Below are 16,878 nucleotides of genomic sequence, written 5' to 3'. Positions count from 1 at the left end.
AGAGTCCATGAACAGCACCGACGGGCAACAGGCGCCATCCACTCCCCAAGGCGGCAAGCTCGCGAGATGGCTGGTCATCGCGGTGTTATGCGCGATGCTCGTGGCCGCGTGCGTTCTGGGCTATCTCGGCTGGACCAGCACGGACACGAGCGTGCCGGCGTCCGGCTATGTCGCACTGGTGCTCGGCGTCGCGTTCTCGCTGGTCGTCGGCATCGGCTTGATGGCGTTGGTGTTCTACAGCAGTCGCAAAGGCTATGACGAGCCCGCGGTGCTGATCCAGGAGCCGGAGAGCGATGCGGAGGATGAGCGGGGCGGCCCGCGCTAGCGGCCGAGCGCAGGGAGCGATGATGTCATTGTGCCAGTGTTTTGCCCGACGGTGCAACCGGGGCAGTCTGTAGCGAGGATTACGCTTCGCTCCACCCGGGCTAGTGGACAATTCTCGCACCGCCTAAGCCATTGATTTCACAACTCCCGTCTACTGTGCATGGGGTTGTTTTCTCAGCTTTTGTTTTGAGGGGGCTATCCCGCCCCTAACGCGACCGCGGCGTTGTAGGTCACGAGGCTCGCGGCATAGGCCAGCACCAGCATGTAGAGGAAGGTCACGGCCATCCAGGTCCAGCTTCCGGTCTCGCGCCGGATCACGGCGAGCGTGGATGCGCATTGCGGGGCGAAGATGTACCAGGCCAGCATCGACAGCGCGGTCGCGAGCGACCATTTCGTCGCCAGCACCTGACCGATCTGCTCGGCGGCTTCCTTGCCGCCTTCGATCGCATAGACGGTGCCGAGCGCGGCCACCGCGACCTCGCGCGCCGCCATGCCGGGGATCAGCGCCACCGCGATCTGCCAGTTGAAGCCGACGGGGGCGAGCAGCGGCTCCAGCGCCTTGCCGATCATCGCGGCGAGGCTGAAGTCGATGGCGGGCTCGGTCGCGCCCGCAGGCGGCTGCGGGAACGAGGCCAGGAACCAGATCAGCACCATCATCGAGAAGATCGTGGTGCCGGCGCGATAGAGGAACATCTTGGCGCGGGTGAAGATGCCGATCACGATCGATTTCAGCCGCGGCATCTTGTAGTCCGGCAGCTCCAGCATGAACGGTGCCGGGGCATAGTCGCGCAGCATGAAGAACTTGATCAGGAACGAGACCAGCAGCGCGCTGGTGATGCCGGCTGCGTAAAGACCGAACATCACGAGCCCCTGGAGGTTGATGAAGCCCCAGACGTCTCTCGCCGGAATGAAGGCCGAGATGATCAGCGTATAGACGGGAATGCGCGCCGAGCAGGTCATAAGCGGCGCGATCAGGATCGTGGTCAGACGGTCGCGCTTGTCGTCGATGACGCGCGTCGCCATGATGCCGGGAATGGCGCAGGCAAAGCTCGACAGCAGCGGAATGAAAGCGCGGCCATGCAGCCCCGCGCCGCCCATGATGCGGTCCATCAGGAATGCCGCGCGCGCCATGTAGCCGAAATCTTCCAGCAGCAGGATGAACAGGAAGATGAGGATGATCTGCGGCAGGAACACGATGACGCTGCCGACGCCCGAGATTACGCCGTTCTGAAGGAAGCTCTGCAACAGGCCGTCGGGGAGGGTGGCCTGCACGAGCTCCCCGAGCGCGTCGAAGCCGGACTTGAGCAGGTCCATCGCCGGCTGTGCCCAGGCGAACACCGCCTGGAACATCACGAACAGGATCAGCGCGAGCACGATCAGTCCGCCGACCGGGTGCAGCACCACGGCATCGATCCGTGCGGTCCAGGTGTCGGGTCTGGCAGGCAGGCTGACGCAATCGGCAATGATGCGGTCGGCCTCGCGCTGGGTGGCGCGCAGCTCGGCGACGCTGAGCGCGCGCCAGTTGTTCTCCTGCGGCTCTTCGGCGAGTTTTGCCGAGATCTCGTCGGTCAGAGCCAGCAGATCGGCCGTGCCGCTCTTGCGCACCGCGATCGAGGTGACCACGGGCACGCCGAGCTCCTTGGCGAGCCGCGCGACGTCGACGGTGATGCCGCGGCGGCTCGCGATGTCGAACATGTTGAGGACGAGGATCATCGGCCGGCCGGTGCGCTTCAGCTCCAGCAGCAAGCGGATGGTCAGGCGCAGATTGGTGGAGTCGGCCACGCACAGCACGAGGTCGGGCACGGTCTCGCCGGAGGCCTTGCCGAGCACGAAGTCGCGGGTGATCTCCTCGTCTGGGCTGCGGCCGCGCAACGAATAGGTGCCGGGCAGGTCGACCACGGAGACCTGGCGGCCCAGGGGCGTGACGAAGAAGCCTTCCTTGCGCTCGACGGTGACGCCCGGATAGTTCGCGACCTTCTGCCGGCTGCCGGTCAGCGCGTTGAACAGCGAGGTCTTGCCGCTGTTTGGCGTGCCGACCAGGGCGAGATGCAGCAGGGGTAATTCCATGGGATCAGGCCTTGGATCGGGGTCCGGTCGGCATCTAAGCGACGATGATGGCCATGGCTTCACGACGGCGGACCGCGATCGTGATGTTGTCGACACGGACGGCGATCGGGTCGCGCCCGACCAGCCCCTCGTGCAGGACCTCGATCCGGGCGCCCTCGACGAAGCCGAGCTCGATCAGCCGGCTCTCGAGCTCGATGTCGGAGAGCGCCGAGCCCGCGTCCTTGGCGGAAAGGTGCTGGATGACGCCGATATAGCCGCGCTGGGCCAGGCCCAGCGGCATCCGCGAACGCGTGTCATTGGTGTCGGTCATGCCCTGTATTTTCAACGCAGGGCATTGAGGTCAAGCGCGCGGGTCGGTCGAAACTGCACCTTAGAGTGATTTTAAAGTGCAGATCGGGGGACGCCCGGAAAAGCGCCCCTGACGCCTACTGGGCCGGGACCTTTTCCGGCTGGATGGCGGCCATGGCGCGGCTCTTGAAGTAGTCGAGCACGAACAGGCGGATCGCCGAGGACAGATTGCCCTGCTGGCGGGCGCCGTCGATCTCGCCGACGAGTTCGGACAGCGTCATGTTACGCAGGCCCGAGATCTCCTTCATGCCGTTCCAGAACGCCTCTTCCAGGCTGACGCTGGTCTTGTGGCCGGCGACCACGATCGATCGTTTCACGACGGGCGACTTCATGACTGATCCTCGCGATCGATCTGATGCTGGTCCAGATGCGCCTTCGCCTTGTCCGCGTGCGTCTCCTCCGCCGACCGCTCCGCCTTCGTGCGGCCGAACTTCGCCCGATTGGCGTCCGCCCGCTTCGCCGAGGCTTCCCGCTCGGCGCGCTTCCTGAAACGATTCAGGTTGATGACGTTCCCCATGCCGCGTCTCCATCATCCGATCCTCCTCAGACAAGATGAAACATTCAGAAACAGGGTGGCGCGATGCGCCCCACAAGACTTGATCGCCATTCGCTCGTCCTCGTCAATCGGCCTCTGGGCCATCAAACGATGAATTAGCCCCGTCAAGGGCGGAGAGGCCGGCGTAGCACGCCGCCTCCCCGCAACATTGACGGTAATCAAATCCTGTCCTTTAAGCCTTATATTTATGCTTCCCGGGGCTCCGTATCATTACGGATGACTATCGGAATTCGGAATTCATCCGGGCTGCGTCATTTTCTCCGGCTGCACCAGGCGGTCGAACTCGGCCGCCGAGACGAAGCCGAGCCGCAGCGCCTCCTCCTTCAGCGTGGTGCCGTTGGCGTGCGCCGTCTTCGCTACCTTGGCGGCGTTGTCGTAGCCGATCTTCGGGGCGAGCGCGGTCACCAGCATCAGCGAGCGCTGCATCAGGTCGCTGATGCGCTTTTCGTCGGCGCGGATGCCGCTGACGCAGTGTTCGGTGAAGGAGCGCGCGGCGTCCGCCATCAGGCGGATCGAGTGCAGCATGTTGTAGGCGAGCACGGGCTTGTAGACGTTGAGCTCGAAATGGCCCTGGCTGCCGGCGACCGTGATCGCAGTGTGATTGCCGAACACCTGGCAGCACACCATCGTCATCGCCTCGCACTGCGTCGGGTTGACCTTGCCGGGCATGATCGAGGAGCCCGGCTCGTTCTCCGGCAGGATCAGTTCGCCCAGGCCCGAGCGCGGGCCCGATCCGAGCAGGCGGATGTCGTTGGCGATCTTGAACAGGCCCGTCGCGACCGAATTGATGGCACCATGCGCCAGCACATAGGCGTCGTTCGAGGCCAGCGCCTCGAATTTGTTGGCGGCGCTGGTGAAGGGAAGCTTGGTGATCCCGGCGGCGTGCTTTGCGAACAGCCTCGCAAAGCGCGGCTTCGAGTTGAGGCCGGTACCGACGGCGGTGCCGCCCTGTGCCAGCGGATAGAGGTCCTTCACCGCGACCTTGAGGCGGGCGATGCCGCTTTCGACCTGGGCGGCATAGCCGGAAAATTCCTGGCCGAGCGTCAGGGGCGTCGCATCCTGGGTGTGGGTGCGGCCGATCTTCACGATCTTGCCGAACTCCTTCTCCTTCTTGCGGAGCGCGCGGAGCAGCTCGCCGAGGGCAGGGACGAGATCGGCATTGATGCGGCTTGCGGCCGCAATATGCATCGCGGTCGGGAACGAGTCGTTCGACGACTGGCTCATGTTGACGTGGTCGTTGGGATGCACCGGCTCCTTGGCGCCGAGCTTGCCGCCGAGCAGCTCATTGGCGCGGTTGGCGATGACCTCGTTGAGGTTCATGTTGCTCTGGGTGCCCGAGCCGGTCTGCCACACGACAAGCGGGAAATGATCGTCCAGCTTGCCCTCGATTACCTCGCGCGCGGCGCGGATGATGGCGTTCGCGCGGCGCTGGTCGAGCAGGCCGAGCGCGAGGTTGGATTGTGCGGCGGCGAGCTTGACGATGCCGAGCGCATGCACGAGCGAGATCGGCATGCGGTCGATGCCGATGCGGAAATTCTGGCGCGAGCGCTCGGTCTGCGCGCCCCAATAGCGATCGGCGGGGACCTCGATGGGACCGAAACTGTCGGTCTCGATGCGGGTGGCGGGAGACGAGGTCTTCGAGCGGGCAGCCTTGGCCATGAGCACATCCATCCTGCCGCACGAACGCCGCGCGGCCTCTTCATGTGCTCTTCTATATAGGCAGTTTGGCCGGCGCGACCGTTTCGCGCCCAACCTAGATCATTTCTTGCGGAAACGATCGAGCCGCACCACCTCGGCGCCGCCCTGGTTCGGAGCGGTCGGCTCGTCTGTGCTCTCTGCCGGCTCTGTGGCAGGCGCGGGCACCGCGACGGCCGACGGTGCGGGAGCGGCCGGCAATGTCTCGGGCGAGACCTCGGCGACATCGGAGGTGTCGAACTGGAGGCCGAACTTCACGGACGGATCGAGGAAGCTCTTGATCGCGCTGAACGGCACGATCAGCCGCTCCGGAATGCCGCCGAAGGACAGGCCGACCTCGAAACGGTCCTCGAGCACGGTCAGGTCCCAGAACTGGTGCTGGAGGATGATCGTCATCTCTTCCGGATATTGCGCCAGCAGCCGCGACGACAGCTTCACCCCCTCGGCCTTCGACACGAAGGTGATGAAGAAATGGTGCTCGCCCGGCAGTCCATGGGACGCGGCATCGGTCAGCACCTTCCGCAGCACGCCGCGCAGCGCGTCGCGGGCCAGCACATCGTATCGGATATGATCGGTCGCCATGATGGTCCTGTCGCATTCCCGGAGTCGGCCCCGCCGGCCCGACTCGCCAAGCCGCAATAGTACCGCGCCTGACGCGTCAGCAGGAGTCCCCGCCGGGAAGGAAATAAGAGGTAAGTGGAGGCTTCTGTTGCCAGGTGCCTCCGAACCCCGCCTAACGGAGCTTAACCCGTTAGGACTTTAAGATGGTCTTTCAAACTGCGTTACGCAGCCTGAGCAACCGGAGCAAAGTTGTCGTTGGCAACTATTGCAGTAGCCCGATAACGGCGGAACAATACCGGGAAAAAGCACGCCCTTTACGCCCTCGTCGATCCTATTTCGCCCCCGCCAAAGCCCGCTTACAGGGCTAGCCCGCTGGTGGGCTTTGGTGGAGGCGCCGGGTACCGCCCCCGGGTCCGAATGGTTTATTGCGACGACCGTTTATTTCCATAGCCGGCGAACCGGCACCCCCAATATAGGGGGCAAAGGTTTCAAAAAACAGAGGTTTCGAGCGGAGACCCCACGGTTCTCTTTGGATAGGTTCCGGCCGGCCTTCGGTATGATCTTGGCCGCATGGCGGACTGCGTTCTAAGCTCCTGACATGTCCCCGGATTCAGCACCGGCCGCCCAAGAGCCGGACCGTCCAGCTACCCACGCCCCTCCACCCGGCCTCGTTGCGCTGTTCCTGGCCTTCGCCCGGATGTCGCTGGCCGGCTTCGGCGGGGTTTTGGTGTTTGCCCGCCACGCCATCGTCGATCAGCACCGCTGGATGACGGCGGAGGAGTTCAACGAGACCTTTGCGCTCTGCCATTTCCTGCCCGGGCCCAACATCGTCAACCTGTCGATGGTGTTCGGGTCGCGGCTGCGCGGGATCGCCGGCGGCGTTGCCGCCTTTACCGGGCTGTTGCTGCCGCCGACGGTGATCATGACCGTGCTCGCCATCATCTACGCCCGGTTCGGCGATGTGGAGGTGCTGCGCCGCATCCTCGCGGGCATCTCCTGCGCGGCGGTCGGCCTCCTGATCGCGGTGGTCTTCCGCATGATGATGCCATTGATCAAGCGGATGGACGTCGTCGTGCTCATTCTGATGCTCGGCGTGTTCGTTGCGATCGGCGTGCTCCGCCTGCCGCTCCAGGCGGTGCTGCTGGTCGCGATCCCCGTCAGCATCGGCGTGACCTTCCTGATGCGGCGGAAGGTAGCAGCATGAACAGTGAGAACCCGATCTGGGCGCTGATCTCCACCTTTGGTCTAATGTCGCTGTTCGCGGTCGGCGGTGCCGCGGCGGCCGTGCCCGAGATGCACCGCATCGCCGTCGATGTGCATCACTGGATGACCGACAAGCAGTTCGCCGACGCCTATGCGATCGCGCAGCTCTCGCCAGGTCCGAACGTCCTTATCGTCACGTTAATCGGCTATGCCGTCGCCGGCATCCCCGGCGCGCTGGCGGCGACATTGGCGATGTGCCTGCCGACGGCGCTGCTTGCCTATTATGTCAGCCGGCTCCTGAACCGGCCCAGCCAGTCGCGCTGGCCCGGCCTGATTCAGGCTGCACTGGTTCCGCTGTCGATCGGATTGATGGCAGCCAGCGCCTTGATCCTGGCCCAGTCGACCGATCGCACCATTGCTGCGCTGCTTCTGACCGCGGTGGTTGCGGTGGTCGCATCGATCTCGCGCATCAATCCACTATGGCTTTTGCTCGCCGGGGGCCTGTTGGGTTTTGCTGGCATTGTGTGATGAAAATCGCTAGGCAGTGATCCGGGTGGGGGATCCATTCCAGCCGATTAGAACAACAGTGCTCGTGACTTAGAAGTCGCGGAGGAGACAAGCATGGCCGACACGATGGGCCACTCAGCGACTGCCACCCGAAATACGTCGGTGGCGCTCGGCTTCTGCCTGCTGGCGATTGCGCCGCAGATTTTCGAATTCATCTGGTCAATCGGGACGATCTTCGGCTGGGGCGCCGGGCGCGGCCCGGCGACGGTCGTGACCAGCCATGCGACGGCGCTGCTCGTCGGCGCGCCCGGTGCCTTATTCGGATCGTTCGGCGGCGGTACCAAGAAGGCGTCGGCTGAGGTGCTGCTGGCGCTGATCTATTCCTACCCGCTGTTTGCAGTCGCGATCCTCACGCTGTTCATGAAGATCCGGTCCGCGCAGGACTATATCGGCGGCGTCGTCCTGATGGCGGTCGCCCTGTTCGCGCTGTGGGCGTCGAGTGATCTGCAGGGCATGCGAGGCTTCTCTTTCGGCGCAGGGACCGCGCCGCGGATGTTCGGCGGACTGCTGGTCGCCTTGTCCGCCGGCATCGCCTTGACGGGCCTCCTGACGGAGGGGGCGGCGCTAGCCCACTACTCCTGGCGGGGGCCGCTGTTCGTGATGGCCGCGATCCTCTTCTTCGCGCTGGCGATCCGACCGCTCGGCCTCGTGGTCACGGCCTTCGTCAGCTTCATGATCGCGGCGGTGGGCTCGCACGAGACGCGCTGGCTGGAAGCGGCCATCGTCGGCGCATGCCTGACGCTCGGCTGCGCAATCCTGTTCCCATACGTGCTCGGGCTGCCGATGCCGATGTTTCCGCGTTTCCTGATCCAGTGAGGGCGTGATGGATATTTTTGCCAACCTCGCTCACGGCTTCGCCGTCGCGTTCTCCCCGATCAATCTCCTGATGTGCCTGATCGGCGCCCTCGTGGGCACGCTGGTCGGCGTGTTGCCGGGCATCGGCACCATCGCGACGGTTGCGATGCTGCTGCCGATCACTTTCGGCCTGCCGCCGGTCGGCGCGCTGATCATGCTCGCCGGCATCTATTACGGCGCCCAGTATGGTGGCTCGACCACGTCGATCCTGGTCAACATACCAGGTGAGGCGACATCGGTCGTCACTGCCATCGACGGCCACCAGATGGCCAAGCAGGGCCGCGCCGGCCCGGCGCTGGCGATCGCCGCGATCGGCTCGTTCTTTGCCGGCTGCGTCGCGACCATCTTGATCGCTGTCCTCGGCGCGCCGCTCACGAAACTTGCGCTGGCGTTCGGTCCGGCCGAGTATTTCTCGCTGATGGTGCTCGGCCTGATCTTCGCGGTGGTGCTCGCCAAGGGCTCGGTGCTGAAGGCGATCGCGATGATCGTGTTCGGTCTGCTGCTGTCGATGGTCGGCTCGGACATCGAGACCGGCGCCTCGCGCATGGCCTTCAACATTCCGGAGCTTGCCGACGGTCTCGGCTTCGCGACGGTGGCGATGGGTGTGTTCGGCTTCGCCGAGATCATCCGCAATCTCGACGCCGGCGCCGAGATGAACCGCGACCTCGTGCAGCAGAAGATCACCGGCCTGATGCCGACGAAGAAGGATCTGATCGACTCGACGCCGCCAATCCTGCGCGGCACCGTGCTCGGCTCGATCCTCGGCATCCTGCCGGGTGGCGGCGCGGTCATCGCGTCCTTCGCTGCCTATACGCTGGAGAAGAAGATCGCGAAGGATCCGAGGCGGTTCGGCCGCGGCGCGATCGAGGGCGTGGCGGCGCCAGAAAGCGCCAACAACGCCGCGGCACAAACCTCCTTCATCCCGCTGCTGACGCTCGGCATCCCGCCGAACGCGGTGATGGCGCTGATGGTCGGCGCGATGACGATCCACGGCATCGTACCGGGCCCTCAGGTGATGCAGAAGCAGCCGGATCTGGTCTGGGGCATGATCGCCTCGATGTGGATCGGCAATCTGATGCTGATCATCATCAACCTGCCGCTCGTCGGAATCTGGGTGCGGCTGCTGCGCGTGCCTTACCGGCTGATGTTCCCCTCGATCGTGATCTTCTGCGCGATCGGCATCTACTCGGTGAACAACGCGCCGGTCGACGTCATCCTCGCGGGCGTCTTCGGTCTGGTCGGCTACTGGCTGATCAAGCACGATTTCGAGCCGGCACCGCTGCTGCTCGGCATGGTGCTCGGACCGCTGATGGAAGAGAACCTGCGTCGTGCTCTTCTGATCTCGCGCGGCGACTGGAGCGTGTTCCTGACGCGTCCGTTGTCGGCGGTACTGCTGGCGATCGCGGCGTTTCTGCTGATCCTCACGGTCCTGCCCGTGCTGCGTGCCAAGCGCGACGAGGTGTTCACCGAATCCGAGAACTGACCGCGCCGCGCCCTGCGTCGTCGCCGCGCCCTGCGTCGGCGCGCCGCATTCGGAAGTCGAATCGACTTGTGCGATGGCTTCGTGAAATGAAAATGCCGGCCCTGTGGCCGGCATTTTGCCTTATGTCAGAGGGGATCGACATGACTTCCATTCGCGCACTTGCAGGCGCATGCGCCGCGGCGTTCGCATCATTGTGCGCCTTTGCCGCACCGGCGGAGGCGCAGACCTATCCGACGCGCAGCATCACCATGATCGTGCCGTTCGCGGCCGGTGGTCCGACCGACGTGATCTCGCGCATCGTCACAGGGCATATGGCGCAGACGCTCGGACAGAGCATCATCATCGAGAACGTGGTCGGCGCTGGCGGCACCACCGCGACCGCGCGTGCCGCGCGCGCGGCCAATGACGGCTATACGCTCATCACCGGGCATATGGGCACGCATGCCGCCTCCGTGCCGCTCTACCCGAAGCTGGCCTACCACCCGGAAAAGGATTTTGAGCCGGTCGCGCTGCTCGCGGGCACGCCGATCCTGATCCTGGCGCGCAAGGACTTTCCGCCGAAGGACCTCAAGGAGTTCGTCGCCTACGTGAAAGCCAACGCCGAGAAGGTCAACGCCGCGCATGCCGGCGTCGGCTCGGTCTCGCACGTCTCTTGCGAGCTGCTGCACTCCATCCTCGACGTCAAGCCGGTTGGCGTGCCCTTCAACGGCACCGGTCCGGCGATGAACGCGCTGGTGGCCGGCCAGGTCGATTACATGTGCGACCAGATCGTCAACGCCGTGCCGCAGATCAATGCCGGCACCATCAAGGCCTATGCGATCGCAACGCCCGAGCGCAATCCGTCGCTGCCGAACGTACCGACGACGGCGGAGGCGGGCCTTCCGAATTTCCAGGCCCAGGCCTGGAATGCCATGTTCGCGCCGAAGGGAACCTCGCCTGCGATCATCGCGAGCCTGAACGCCGCCGCCGTCAAGGCGCTCGACGACGAGACCGTGAAGAAGCGCCTGCTTGAGCTCGGCAGCGTGATCCCGGCGCCCAAGGACCGGACGCCGGAGGCGCTGGCGACCCTGGTCAAGAACGAGATCGCGAAGTGGACCCCGGTGCTCAAGCCGGCAACTTAGCCAGCACTTTCAAGCCGATAGGCGAGGGGCGGGACGTCAGTTCCGCCCCTCGTCGTTTGTGCCGGGAACGCTCACTTTTCCGGGTATAATCAGGGAGGATAGCGAATCGCCGCTGTCGCAGCGCGGAGGGCGCCGTTAAGTTCGCCGCCTCCCCAAAGGCTCATTGGCACATGCACCAGTATCAGGACCTGCTCGAGCGGATTCTTTCAGACGGCGCCGAAAAGACCGACCGGACCGGCACCGGCACGCTGTCCGTGTTTGGCCATCAGATGCGCTTCAATCTGTCCGCCGGCTTCCCGATGCTGACGACCAAGCGGCTGCCGCTGAAGGCGATCGTGCACGAGCTGCTCTGGTTCCTGAAGGGCGACACCAACATCAAATATCTGCGCGACAACGGCGTCACCATCTGGGACGAGTGGGCCGACGCCAACGGCGATCTCGGGCCGGTCTACGGCCATCAATGGCGCTCCTGGCCTACGGCCGACGGGCGCAGCATCGACCAGATCGCCAACGTCATCGACATGATCAAGCGCACCCCGGATTCGCGCCGGCTGATCGTCACCGCCTGGAATCCGGCCGATGTCGAGAAGATGGCGTTGCCGCCCTGCCACCTGCTGTTCCAGTTCTATGTCGCGAACGGCAAACTGTCGTGCCAGCTCTATCAGCGCTCGGCCGACGTGTTCCTCGGCGTCCCCTTCAACATCGCCTCCTACGCGCTGCTCACCTTGATGGTGGCGCAGGTCACGGGCTTGAAGCCCGGCGACTTCGTGCATTCGCTCGGCGATACCCATCTCTATTCCAATCATCTGGAGCAGGCGCGGCTTCAGCTCACGCGCGCGCCGCGCGCGTTGCCGGTGATGCGGATCAATCCCGATGTGAAGGACATCTTCTCCTTCCGCTATGAGGATTTCGAGCTCGTCGGCTACGATCCGCATCCGCACATCAAGGCGGAAGTCGCGGTCTAGCGCAGATGTCGCTCAACATCCGCCGTGTGCGCGCCGGCGAAGCCGGGCTCGTTCTTGCTTTCATCCGGGAGCTCGCCGAATACGAAAAGCTCTCGCACGAGGTCGAGGCGACCGAGGCGATGATTGCGGAAGCGCTGTTCGGCGAACGACCGCAACTCCATTGCGCGATCGCCGAGTGGGACGGCGAGGCGGTCGGCTTTGCGGTGTGGTTTGCGAATTTCTCCACCTTCAGCGGCCGCCACGGCATCTATCTCGAAGATCTCTTCGTGCGGCCGTCGCATCGGGGCAGGGGCCTCGGCAAGGCGCTGCTGGCCTACCTCGCGAAGGAGTGCGTCGACAACGGCTGGTCGCGCCTGCAATGGTCGGTGCTCGACTGGAACGCGCCGTCGATTGCGTTCTACAAATCGCTCGGCGCCGTCATGATGGACGACTGGACGCTGTGCCGCGTCACCGGCCCCGCGCTGACACGGCTTGCCGGGAGCGCGTCCTGATGGAGATCGTCTTCGTCGTCGCGATTGCGGAGAACGGCGTCATCGGCGCGAGCAACGCGATGCCATGGCGCTTGAAGTCCGACATGGCGCGCTTCAAGGCGCTGACGATCGGCAAGCCCGTGATCATGGGCCGCAAGACCTTCGAATCCCTGCCGCGGGCGCTTCCGGGCCGTACCAACATCGTCATCACGCGCGATGCGGATTATCGCGCCAATGGTGCCATCGTCACGACGTCGGCTGCCGATGCAGGCGCAGTCGCGCGCGGCGATGCCCTGCGGCGTTCGGTCGCCGAGATCGCGGTGATCGGCGGCGCCGAGATCTTTCGGCAATGGCTGGACCGCGCCGATCGCCTCGAAATCACGGAAGTGCATGCGCGCCCCGAAGGCGACACGCATTTCGACATCGACAAGGCCGAGTGGGATGAGGTCGAGCGCATCCGTCATCCCGCCGGACCCAACGACAGCGCCGACTACTCCTATGTGACATATCGTCGGCGGGCGGGCCATTAACCGCATTCGCCAATGTTAACATTGACTTTTTCGTGCCCGAGCTTAGCTCGGAAGGCGGCCCAGGCCGCGTTGTAAGGGACTTGCCTGTCCCCTATAAAGCCGGACCGGACAATGCGGGCGGGGGCAATTCCACCCTGCCGAGGAGAGCGTCGAATGCCGTGGAAGAATCAGGGCGGTGGCCCATGGGGCTCGGGTCCGAAGGGACCTTGGGGCAACGGCCCGCAACCGGTCGGGCCGAGGCCGCCGGATCTGGAAGACCTTCTGCGGCGCGGCCAGGACCGCCTCCAGCAGATCATGCCGGGCGGTTATTTCTCGGGCATCGGCATCACGCTGATCATCCTGCTCATCATCGCGTTCTGGCTGCTGTCGGGCTTCTTCCGGGTGCAGTCCGAAGAGCTCGGCGTCGTGCTGCGCTTCGGCAAGCATGTCCGCACCGTGCAGCCGGGTCTGAACTATCACCTGCCCTATCCGATCGAGACCGTGCTGCTGCCGAAGGCGCTGCGCGTCAACACCATCTCCATCGGCATGACGCTGATCGACGATCCGGCGCGGCGCGGCCGTTCCATTCGTGACGTGCCGGAAGAGAGCCTGATGCTGACCGGCGACGAGAACATCGTCGATGTCGACTTCACCGTGCTCTGGCGCATCAAGCCGGACGGCGTCGGCGACTTCCTCTTCAACATCCAGAACCCCGAAGGCACCGTGAAGGCGGTCGCCGAGAGCGCGATGCGCGAGGTGATCGGCCGCTCGCAGATCCAGCCGATCCTGACCGGCGCGCGCAACGTCACTGAGCAGGGCGTGCAGGAATTGATCCAGCGCACCCTCGACAGCTACGGCGCGGGCATTCAGATCACGCAGGTGCAGATGCAGAAGGTCGATCCGCCCGCGCAGGTGATCGATGCGTTCCGCGACGTCCAGGCGGCACGCGCCAATCTCGAGCAGCTGCAGAACGAAGCGCAGACCTACGCCAACCAGGTCGTTCCTCAGGCGCGCGGCCGTGCGGCCAAGATTCAGCAGGACGCCGAAGGTTACAGGGAGCAGGCGATCGCCGAGGCCAAGGGCCAGAGCGCGCGCTTCCTGAAGGTTTACGAGGAATACAAGAAGGCGCCCGACGTGACGCGTGAACGGATCTATCTGGAGACGATGGAGCGCGTGCTCGGCGGTGCCGACAAGCTCGTCTATGACGGCGGCTCCTCGGGCCAGGGCGTCGTGCCCTTCCTGCCGCTCAACGAATTGACCACCAAGCGGCCGCCTACCACCGGTCAGCAATCGAGCGGAGCCACCCGATGAGGTCTCCGGTCACAGGTATCGTCACGCTGCTCGCCCTCCTGCTGGTCGTGATCGTCGGCTACATGTCGCTGTTCACGGTGCAGCAGACCGAGCAGACCATCGTGCTGCAGTTCGGCCGCCCCGTCGACGTCGTCACCGCGCCCGGCCTGCACTTCAAGGCGCCGTGGAATTCGGTGATCAACATCGACAAGCGGATCCTCGATCTGGAGAACCCGTCGCAGGAAGCGATCGCGTCCGACCAGAAGCGTCTCGTGGTCGACGCCTTCGCGCGCTACCGCATCAAGGACGCGTTGCGCTTCTATCAGAGCGTCGGCTCGATCCAGGCCGCCAACATCCAGCTCACCACGCTCCTGAATGCGGCGCTGCGCCGCGTGCTCGGCGAGGTCACCTTCATCAACGTCGTGCGTGACGACCGCGAGAAGCTGATGTTGCGCATCCGCGACCAGCTCGATCGCGAGGCCGACGGCTACGGCATCCAGGTCGTCGACGTCCGGATCCGGCGCGCCGACCTGCCCGAGCAGAACAGCCAGGCGGTCTACCTGCGGATGAAGACGGAGCGCGAGCGCGAAGCTGCCGAGTTCCGCGCACAGGGCGGCCAGAAGGCGCAGGAGATCCGCTCCAAGGCCGACCGCGAGGCGACCGTGATCATCGCGGAAGCCAACTCGCAGGCCGATCAGACCCGCGGCGCGGGCGATGCCGAGCGCAACCGCCTGTTCGCCGAGGCCTACGGCAAGGATGCCGACTTCTTCGCCTTCTACCGGTCGATGACGGCCTATGAGAACGGGCTGAAGTCGAACGACACCCGCTTCCTGCTGCGGCCGGAGTCGGATTTCTTCCGGTATTTTGGTAGCCCGTCCGGCAAGACGACGACCGCGACGCCGGCGAAGCCGTAAGCTAGACAAGGGCGGCCGGTCTGGCCGCCCTTCGTCCAGACAAGAACAGTATAACGGGAGGTTCCAATCCGATGAGGTCCATTGCGTTCGCCGACTTCCTCATCGGCTTAGGCATCCTGTTCGTGCTGGAAGGCTTGATGTTCGCGGCAAGTCCCAACTGGATGCGCAAGGCCATGAAGAGCGCCATCGCCACGCCGGACAATATCCTGCGGGCCGTTGGGATCGGTTCGGCCGTGGCCGGCCTGGTCCTGATCTGGGTTATGCGCCGTCCGATTTAGGCGTCGCGCCAACGCCAAAGTGAAGGCGAGAGACTGGTTTTCGCCGTATTGTCCGGGTCTTGAGCCCCGTGAAGCTCCGCGCTTGCGCCGTCCCCCCGTTCGAGCGCAGTCTTGGAGGCGAATCCTTGGCGCCTTATCCTTTTCTCTGGAGATACCAATGACCGCTGCCACCATTGCCCCGACCCGCTTGCGCTTAGGGCTGGCCGCGCTCGCCGTCAGTGCATTCAGCGCGTTCGCCACACCTGCCTTTGCGCGCGGACCGGACGGCATCGCCGACGTCGCCGAAAAGGTGATCGACGCGGTCGTCAACATCTCGACCTCGCAGACCGTCGAAGCCAAGGGCGGCGGCAGCAACACCATGCCGCAACTGCCGCCCGGTTCGCCCTTCGAGGAGTTCTTCGACGACTTCTTCAAGAACCGCAGGGGTCCCGGCGGCGGCAGCAAGGGCGGCGAGCGTGGCGACAACCCGCCGCGCAAGACCAACTCGCTCGGCTCCGGCTTCATCATCGACACCGCGGGTGTCGTCGTCACCAACAACCACGTCATCGCGGATGCCGACGAGATCAACGTCATCCTCAACGACGGCACCAAGATCAAGGCCGAGCTGGTCGGCGTCGACAAGAAGACCGACCTTGCCGTGCTGAAGTTCAAGCCGCCGAAGCCGCTGGTCGCCGTGAAGTTCGGCGACTCCGACAAGCTGCGCCTCGGCGACTGGGTGGTTGCGATTGGCAATCCTTTCAGTCTCGGCGGCACGGTGACGGCCGGTATCGTCTCGGCCAAGAACCGCGACATCTCCTCGGGGCCGTATGACAGCTATATCCAGACCGACGCCTCCATCAATCGCGGCAATTCCGGCGGTCCGCTGTTCAACCTCGATGGCGACGTCATCGGCGTCAACACGCTGATCATCTCTCCCTCCGGCGGCTCGATCGGCATCGGCTTTGCCGTGCCCTCGAAGACGGTTGTCGCCGTGGTCGACCAGCTCCGCCAGTTCGGCGAACTGCGCCGCGGCTGGCTGGGCGTGCGCATCCAGAGCGTCACCGACGAGATCGCCGAGAGCCTCAACATCAAGCCCGCGCGCGGTGCGCTGGTCGCCGGCGTCGACGACAAGGGCCCGGCCAAGCCCGCCGGCATCGAGCCCGGCGACGTCGTCGTCAAGTTCGACGGCAAGGACGTCAAGGACCCCAAGGATCTCTCCCGCGTCGTCGCCGACACGGCGGTCGGCAAGGAGGTCGACGTCGTCATCATCCGCAAGGGCCAGGAGGAGACCAAGAAGGTCACGCTCGGCCGCCTCCAGGATCCCGACAAGGTGCAGGCCGCGGTGAAGACCGACGAACCCGCGCCCGAGAAGCCGGTGACGCAGAAGGCGCTCGGTCTCGATCTTGCGGCGCTCAGCAAGGATTTGCGCACGCGCTACAAGATCAAGGACAGCGTCAAGGGCGTGGTCGTCACCAATGTCGACGCCAATTCGGACGCTGCCGAGAAGCGCCTCTCCGCCGGCGACGTCATCGTCGAGGTGGCGCAGGAGTCCGTCTCCAGCGGCGCCGACATCCAGAAGCGGGTCGACCAGCTCAAGAAGGACGGCAAGAAGTCCGTGCTGCTGCTGGTCTCCAACGCCGACGGCGAGCTGCGCTTCGTGGCGCTGAGCGTGCAATAAGGGGCGGTCTTGGCC

General features: G+C 64.7%; 19 protein-coding genes and 1 other RNA gene. 13 read left to right on the top strand and 7 right to left on the bottom strand.

The window, feature by feature from the left end:
• Positions 1-7 precede the first annotated feature (7 nt).
• Complete coding sequence (locus NLM15_RS34595) at positions 8-325, top strand: hypothetical protein (RefSeq protein WP_254122396.1); 318 nt, start codon at positions 8-10, stop codon at positions 323-325.
• Between the two features lie 194 nt (positions 326-519).
• Here NLM15_RS34595 and NLM15_RS34590 read toward each other — a convergent pair whose 3' ends face one another.
• The 7 genes from NLM15_RS34590 to ssrA all read right to left on the bottom strand — a co-directional run bounded on the left by NLM15_RS34590 (position 520) and on the right by ssrA (position 6,053).
• Positions 520-2,391 carry a ferrous iron transporter B gene (locus NLM15_RS34590; RefSeq protein WP_254122395.1) on the bottom strand — a complete coding sequence of 624 codons (1,872 nt, stop codon included), beginning with the start codon at positions 2,389-2,391 and terminating at the stop codon, positions 520-522.
• Positions 2,392-2,425: 34 nt separating this feature from the next.
• Positions 2,426-2,701: a FeoA family protein gene (locus NLM15_RS34585; protein ID WP_254122394.1), complete on the bottom strand. Its 276-nt coding sequence runs from the start codon at positions 2,699-2,701 to the stop codon at positions 2,426-2,428.
• A 115-nt stretch (positions 2,702-2,816) separates the two neighbouring features.
• The gene (locus NLM15_RS34580; protein ID WP_027529561.1) at positions 2,817-3,071 is read right to left on the bottom strand and encodes a ribbon-helix-helix domain-containing protein; all 255 of its coding nucleotides are present in this window, start codon (positions 3,069-3,071) and stop codon (positions 2,817-2,819) included.
• Complete coding sequence (locus tag NLM15_RS34575) at positions 3,068-3,256, bottom strand: DUF4169 family protein (RefSeq protein ID WP_254122393.1); 189 nt, start codon at positions 3,254-3,256, stop codon at positions 3,068-3,070. The genes NLM15_RS34580 and NLM15_RS34575 overlap by 4 nt, the downstream gene beginning before the upstream one ends.
• A gap of 276 nt (positions 3,257-3,532) precedes the next feature.
• Positions 3,533-4,966, bottom strand: coding sequence for a class II fumarate hydratase (gene fumC / locus NLM15_RS34570; RefSeq protein WP_254122392.1), 1,434 nt, complete (start codon positions 4,964-4,966; stop codon positions 3,533-3,535).
• An 87-nt stretch (positions 4,967-5,053) separates the two neighbouring features.
• Positions 5,054-5,572 (bottom strand): SspB family protein, encoded by a 519-nt coding sequence (locus NLM15_RS34565; RefSeq protein ID WP_254122391.1) that lies wholly within the window; start codon positions 5,570-5,572, stop codon positions 5,054-5,056.
• Positions 5,573-5,685: 113 nt separating this feature from the next.
• Positions 5,686-6,053, bottom strand: a transfer-messenger RNA (tmRNA) gene (gene ssrA, locus NLM15_RS34560).
• A gap of 96 nt (positions 6,054-6,149) precedes the next feature.
• Here ssrA and NLM15_RS34555 point away from each other — a divergent pair.
• From NLM15_RS34555 to NLM15_RS34500, 12 genes are all read left to right on the top strand, one after another.
• Positions 6,150-6,755, top strand: a complete 606-nt coding sequence (locus NLM15_RS34555; RefSeq protein ID WP_254122390.1) for a chromate transporter — start codon at positions 6,150-6,152, stop codon at positions 6,753-6,755.
• Entirely contained in the window at positions 6,752-7,282 is a 531-nt protein-coding gene (locus NLM15_RS34550; RefSeq protein ID WP_254122389.1) for a chromate transporter, read from the top strand. Before NLM15_RS34555 ends, NLM15_RS34550 begins: the two co-directional genes overlap by 4 nt.
• Positions 7,283-7,375: 93 nt before the next feature.
• Positions 7,376-8,137, top strand: a complete 762-nt coding sequence (locus tag NLM15_RS34545; protein WP_254122388.1) for a tripartite tricarboxylate transporter TctB family protein — start codon at positions 7,376-7,378, stop codon at positions 8,135-8,137.
• Between the two features lie 7 nt (positions 8,138-8,144).
• Positions 8,145-9,659, top strand: a complete 1,515-nt coding sequence (locus tag NLM15_RS34540; RefSeq protein ID WP_254122387.1) for a tripartite tricarboxylate transporter permease — start codon at positions 8,145-8,147, stop codon at positions 9,657-9,659.
• Between the two features lie 140 nt (positions 9,660-9,799).
• Positions 9,800-10,780, top strand: coding sequence for a tripartite tricarboxylate transporter substrate binding protein BugD (locus NLM15_RS34535; RefSeq protein WP_254122386.1), 981 nt, complete (start codon positions 9,800-9,802; stop codon positions 10,778-10,780).
• Positions 10,781-10,950: 170 nt separating this feature from the next.
• The gene (locus NLM15_RS34530) at positions 10,951-11,745 is read left to right on the top strand and encodes a thymidylate synthase (RefSeq protein WP_254122385.1); all 795 of its coding nucleotides are present in this window, start codon (positions 10,951-10,953) and stop codon (positions 11,743-11,745) included.
• 5 nt (positions 11,746-11,750) lie between these two features.
• Positions 11,751-12,236, top strand: coding sequence for a GNAT family N-acetyltransferase (locus NLM15_RS34525; RefSeq protein ID WP_254122384.1), 486 nt, complete (start codon positions 11,751-11,753; stop codon positions 12,234-12,236).
• The gene (locus tag NLM15_RS34520) at positions 12,236-12,745 is read left to right on the top strand and encodes a dihydrofolate reductase (protein WP_254122383.1); all 510 of its coding nucleotides are present in this window, start codon (positions 12,236-12,238) and stop codon (positions 12,743-12,745) included. The genes NLM15_RS34525 and NLM15_RS34520 overlap by 1 nt, the downstream gene beginning before the upstream one ends.
• Positions 12,746-12,898: 153 nt before the next feature.
• Positions 12,899-14,035, top strand: coding sequence for an FtsH protease activity modulator HflK (hflK, locus tag NLM15_RS34515; protein ID WP_254122382.1), 1,137 nt, complete (start codon positions 12,899-12,901; stop codon positions 14,033-14,035).
• Positions 14,032-14,928, top strand: coding sequence for a protease modulator HflC (hflC, locus tag NLM15_RS34510; RefSeq protein WP_254122381.1), 897 nt, complete (start codon positions 14,032-14,034; stop codon positions 14,926-14,928). Before hflK ends, hflC begins: the two co-directional genes overlap by 4 nt.
• A gap of 71 nt (positions 14,929-14,999) precedes the next feature.
• On the top strand, positions 15,000-15,206 hold the full coding sequence (locus NLM15_RS34505; protein WP_025038031.1) for a DUF2065 domain-containing protein: 207 nt from the start codon (positions 15,000-15,002) through the stop codon (positions 15,204-15,206).
• A gap of 157 nt (positions 15,207-15,363) precedes the next feature.
• Positions 15,364-16,863: a Do family serine endopeptidase gene (locus tag NLM15_RS34500; RefSeq protein ID WP_254122380.1), complete on the top strand. Its 1,500-nt coding sequence runs from the start codon at positions 15,364-15,366 to the stop codon at positions 16,861-16,863.
• The last annotated feature ends 15 nt before the right edge of the window (positions 16,864-16,878 follow it).

Source organism: Bradyrhizobium sp. CCGB20, from assembly GCF_024199855.1.
Classification (GTDB): domain Bacteria; phylum Pseudomonadota; class Alphaproteobacteria; order Rhizobiales; family Xanthobacteraceae; genus Bradyrhizobium.
Note: the sequence above shows the minus strand (reverse complement) of the source record. Positions and strands in the feature narration are given on the sequence as shown.

Coding starts and splice junctions, on each gene's coding strand:
- NLM15_RS34595 (WP_254122396.1), top strand. CDS start 8: ATGAACAGCACCGACGGGCAACAGGCGCCATCCACTCCCCAAGGCGGC.
- NLM15_RS34590 (WP_254122395.1), bottom strand. CDS start 2,391: ATGGAATTACCCCTGCTGCATCTCGCCCTGGTCGGCACGCCAAACAGC.
- NLM15_RS34585 (WP_254122394.1), bottom strand. CDS start 2,701: ATGACCGACACCAATGACACGCGTTCGCGGATGCCGCTGGGCCTGGCC.
- NLM15_RS34580 (WP_027529561.1), bottom strand. CDS start 3,071: ATGAAGTCGCCCGTCGTGAAACGATCGATCGTGGTCGCCGGCCACAAG.
- NLM15_RS34575 (WP_254122393.1), bottom strand. CDS start 3,256: ATGGGGAACGTCATCAACCTGAATCGTTTCAGGAAGCGCGCCGAGCGG.
- fumC (WP_254122392.1), bottom strand. CDS start 4,966: ATGGATGTGCTCATGGCCAAGGCTGCCCGCTCGAAGACCTCGTCTCCC.
- NLM15_RS34565 (WP_254122391.1), bottom strand. CDS start 5,572: ATGGCGACCGATCATATCCGATACGATGTGCTGGCCCGCGACGCGCTG.
- NLM15_RS34555 (WP_254122390.1), top strand. CDS start 6,150: ATGTCCCCGGATTCAGCACCGGCCGCCCAAGAGCCGGACCGTCCAGCT.
- NLM15_RS34550 (WP_254122389.1), top strand. CDS start 6,752: ATGAACAGTGAGAACCCGATCTGGGCGCTGATCTCCACCTTTGGTCTA.
- NLM15_RS34545 (WP_254122388.1), top strand. CDS start 7,376: ATGGCCGACACGATGGGCCACTCAGCGACTGCCACCCGAAATACGTCG.
- NLM15_RS34540 (WP_254122387.1), top strand. CDS start 8,145: ATGGATATTTTTGCCAACCTCGCTCACGGCTTCGCCGTCGCGTTCTCC.
- NLM15_RS34535 (WP_254122386.1), top strand. CDS start 9,800: ATGACTTCCATTCGCGCACTTGCAGGCGCATGCGCCGCGGCGTTCGCA.
- NLM15_RS34530 (WP_254122385.1), top strand. CDS start 10,951: ATGCACCAGTATCAGGACCTGCTCGAGCGGATTCTTTCAGACGGCGCC.
- NLM15_RS34525 (WP_254122384.1), top strand. CDS start 11,751: ATGTCGCTCAACATCCGCCGTGTGCGCGCCGGCGAAGCCGGGCTCGTT.
- NLM15_RS34520 (WP_254122383.1), top strand. CDS start 12,236: ATGGAGATCGTCTTCGTCGTCGCGATTGCGGAGAACGGCGTCATCGGC.
- hflK (WP_254122382.1), top strand. CDS start 12,899: ATGCCGTGGAAGAATCAGGGCGGTGGCCCATGGGGCTCGGGTCCGAAG.
- hflC (WP_254122381.1), top strand. CDS start 14,032: ATGAGGTCTCCGGTCACAGGTATCGTCACGCTGCTCGCCCTCCTGCTG.
- NLM15_RS34505 (WP_025038031.1), top strand. CDS start 15,000: ATGAGGTCCATTGCGTTCGCCGACTTCCTCATCGGCTTAGGCATCCTG.
- NLM15_RS34500 (WP_254122380.1), top strand. CDS start 15,364: ATGACCGCTGCCACCATTGCCCCGACCCGCTTGCGCTTAGGGCTGGCC.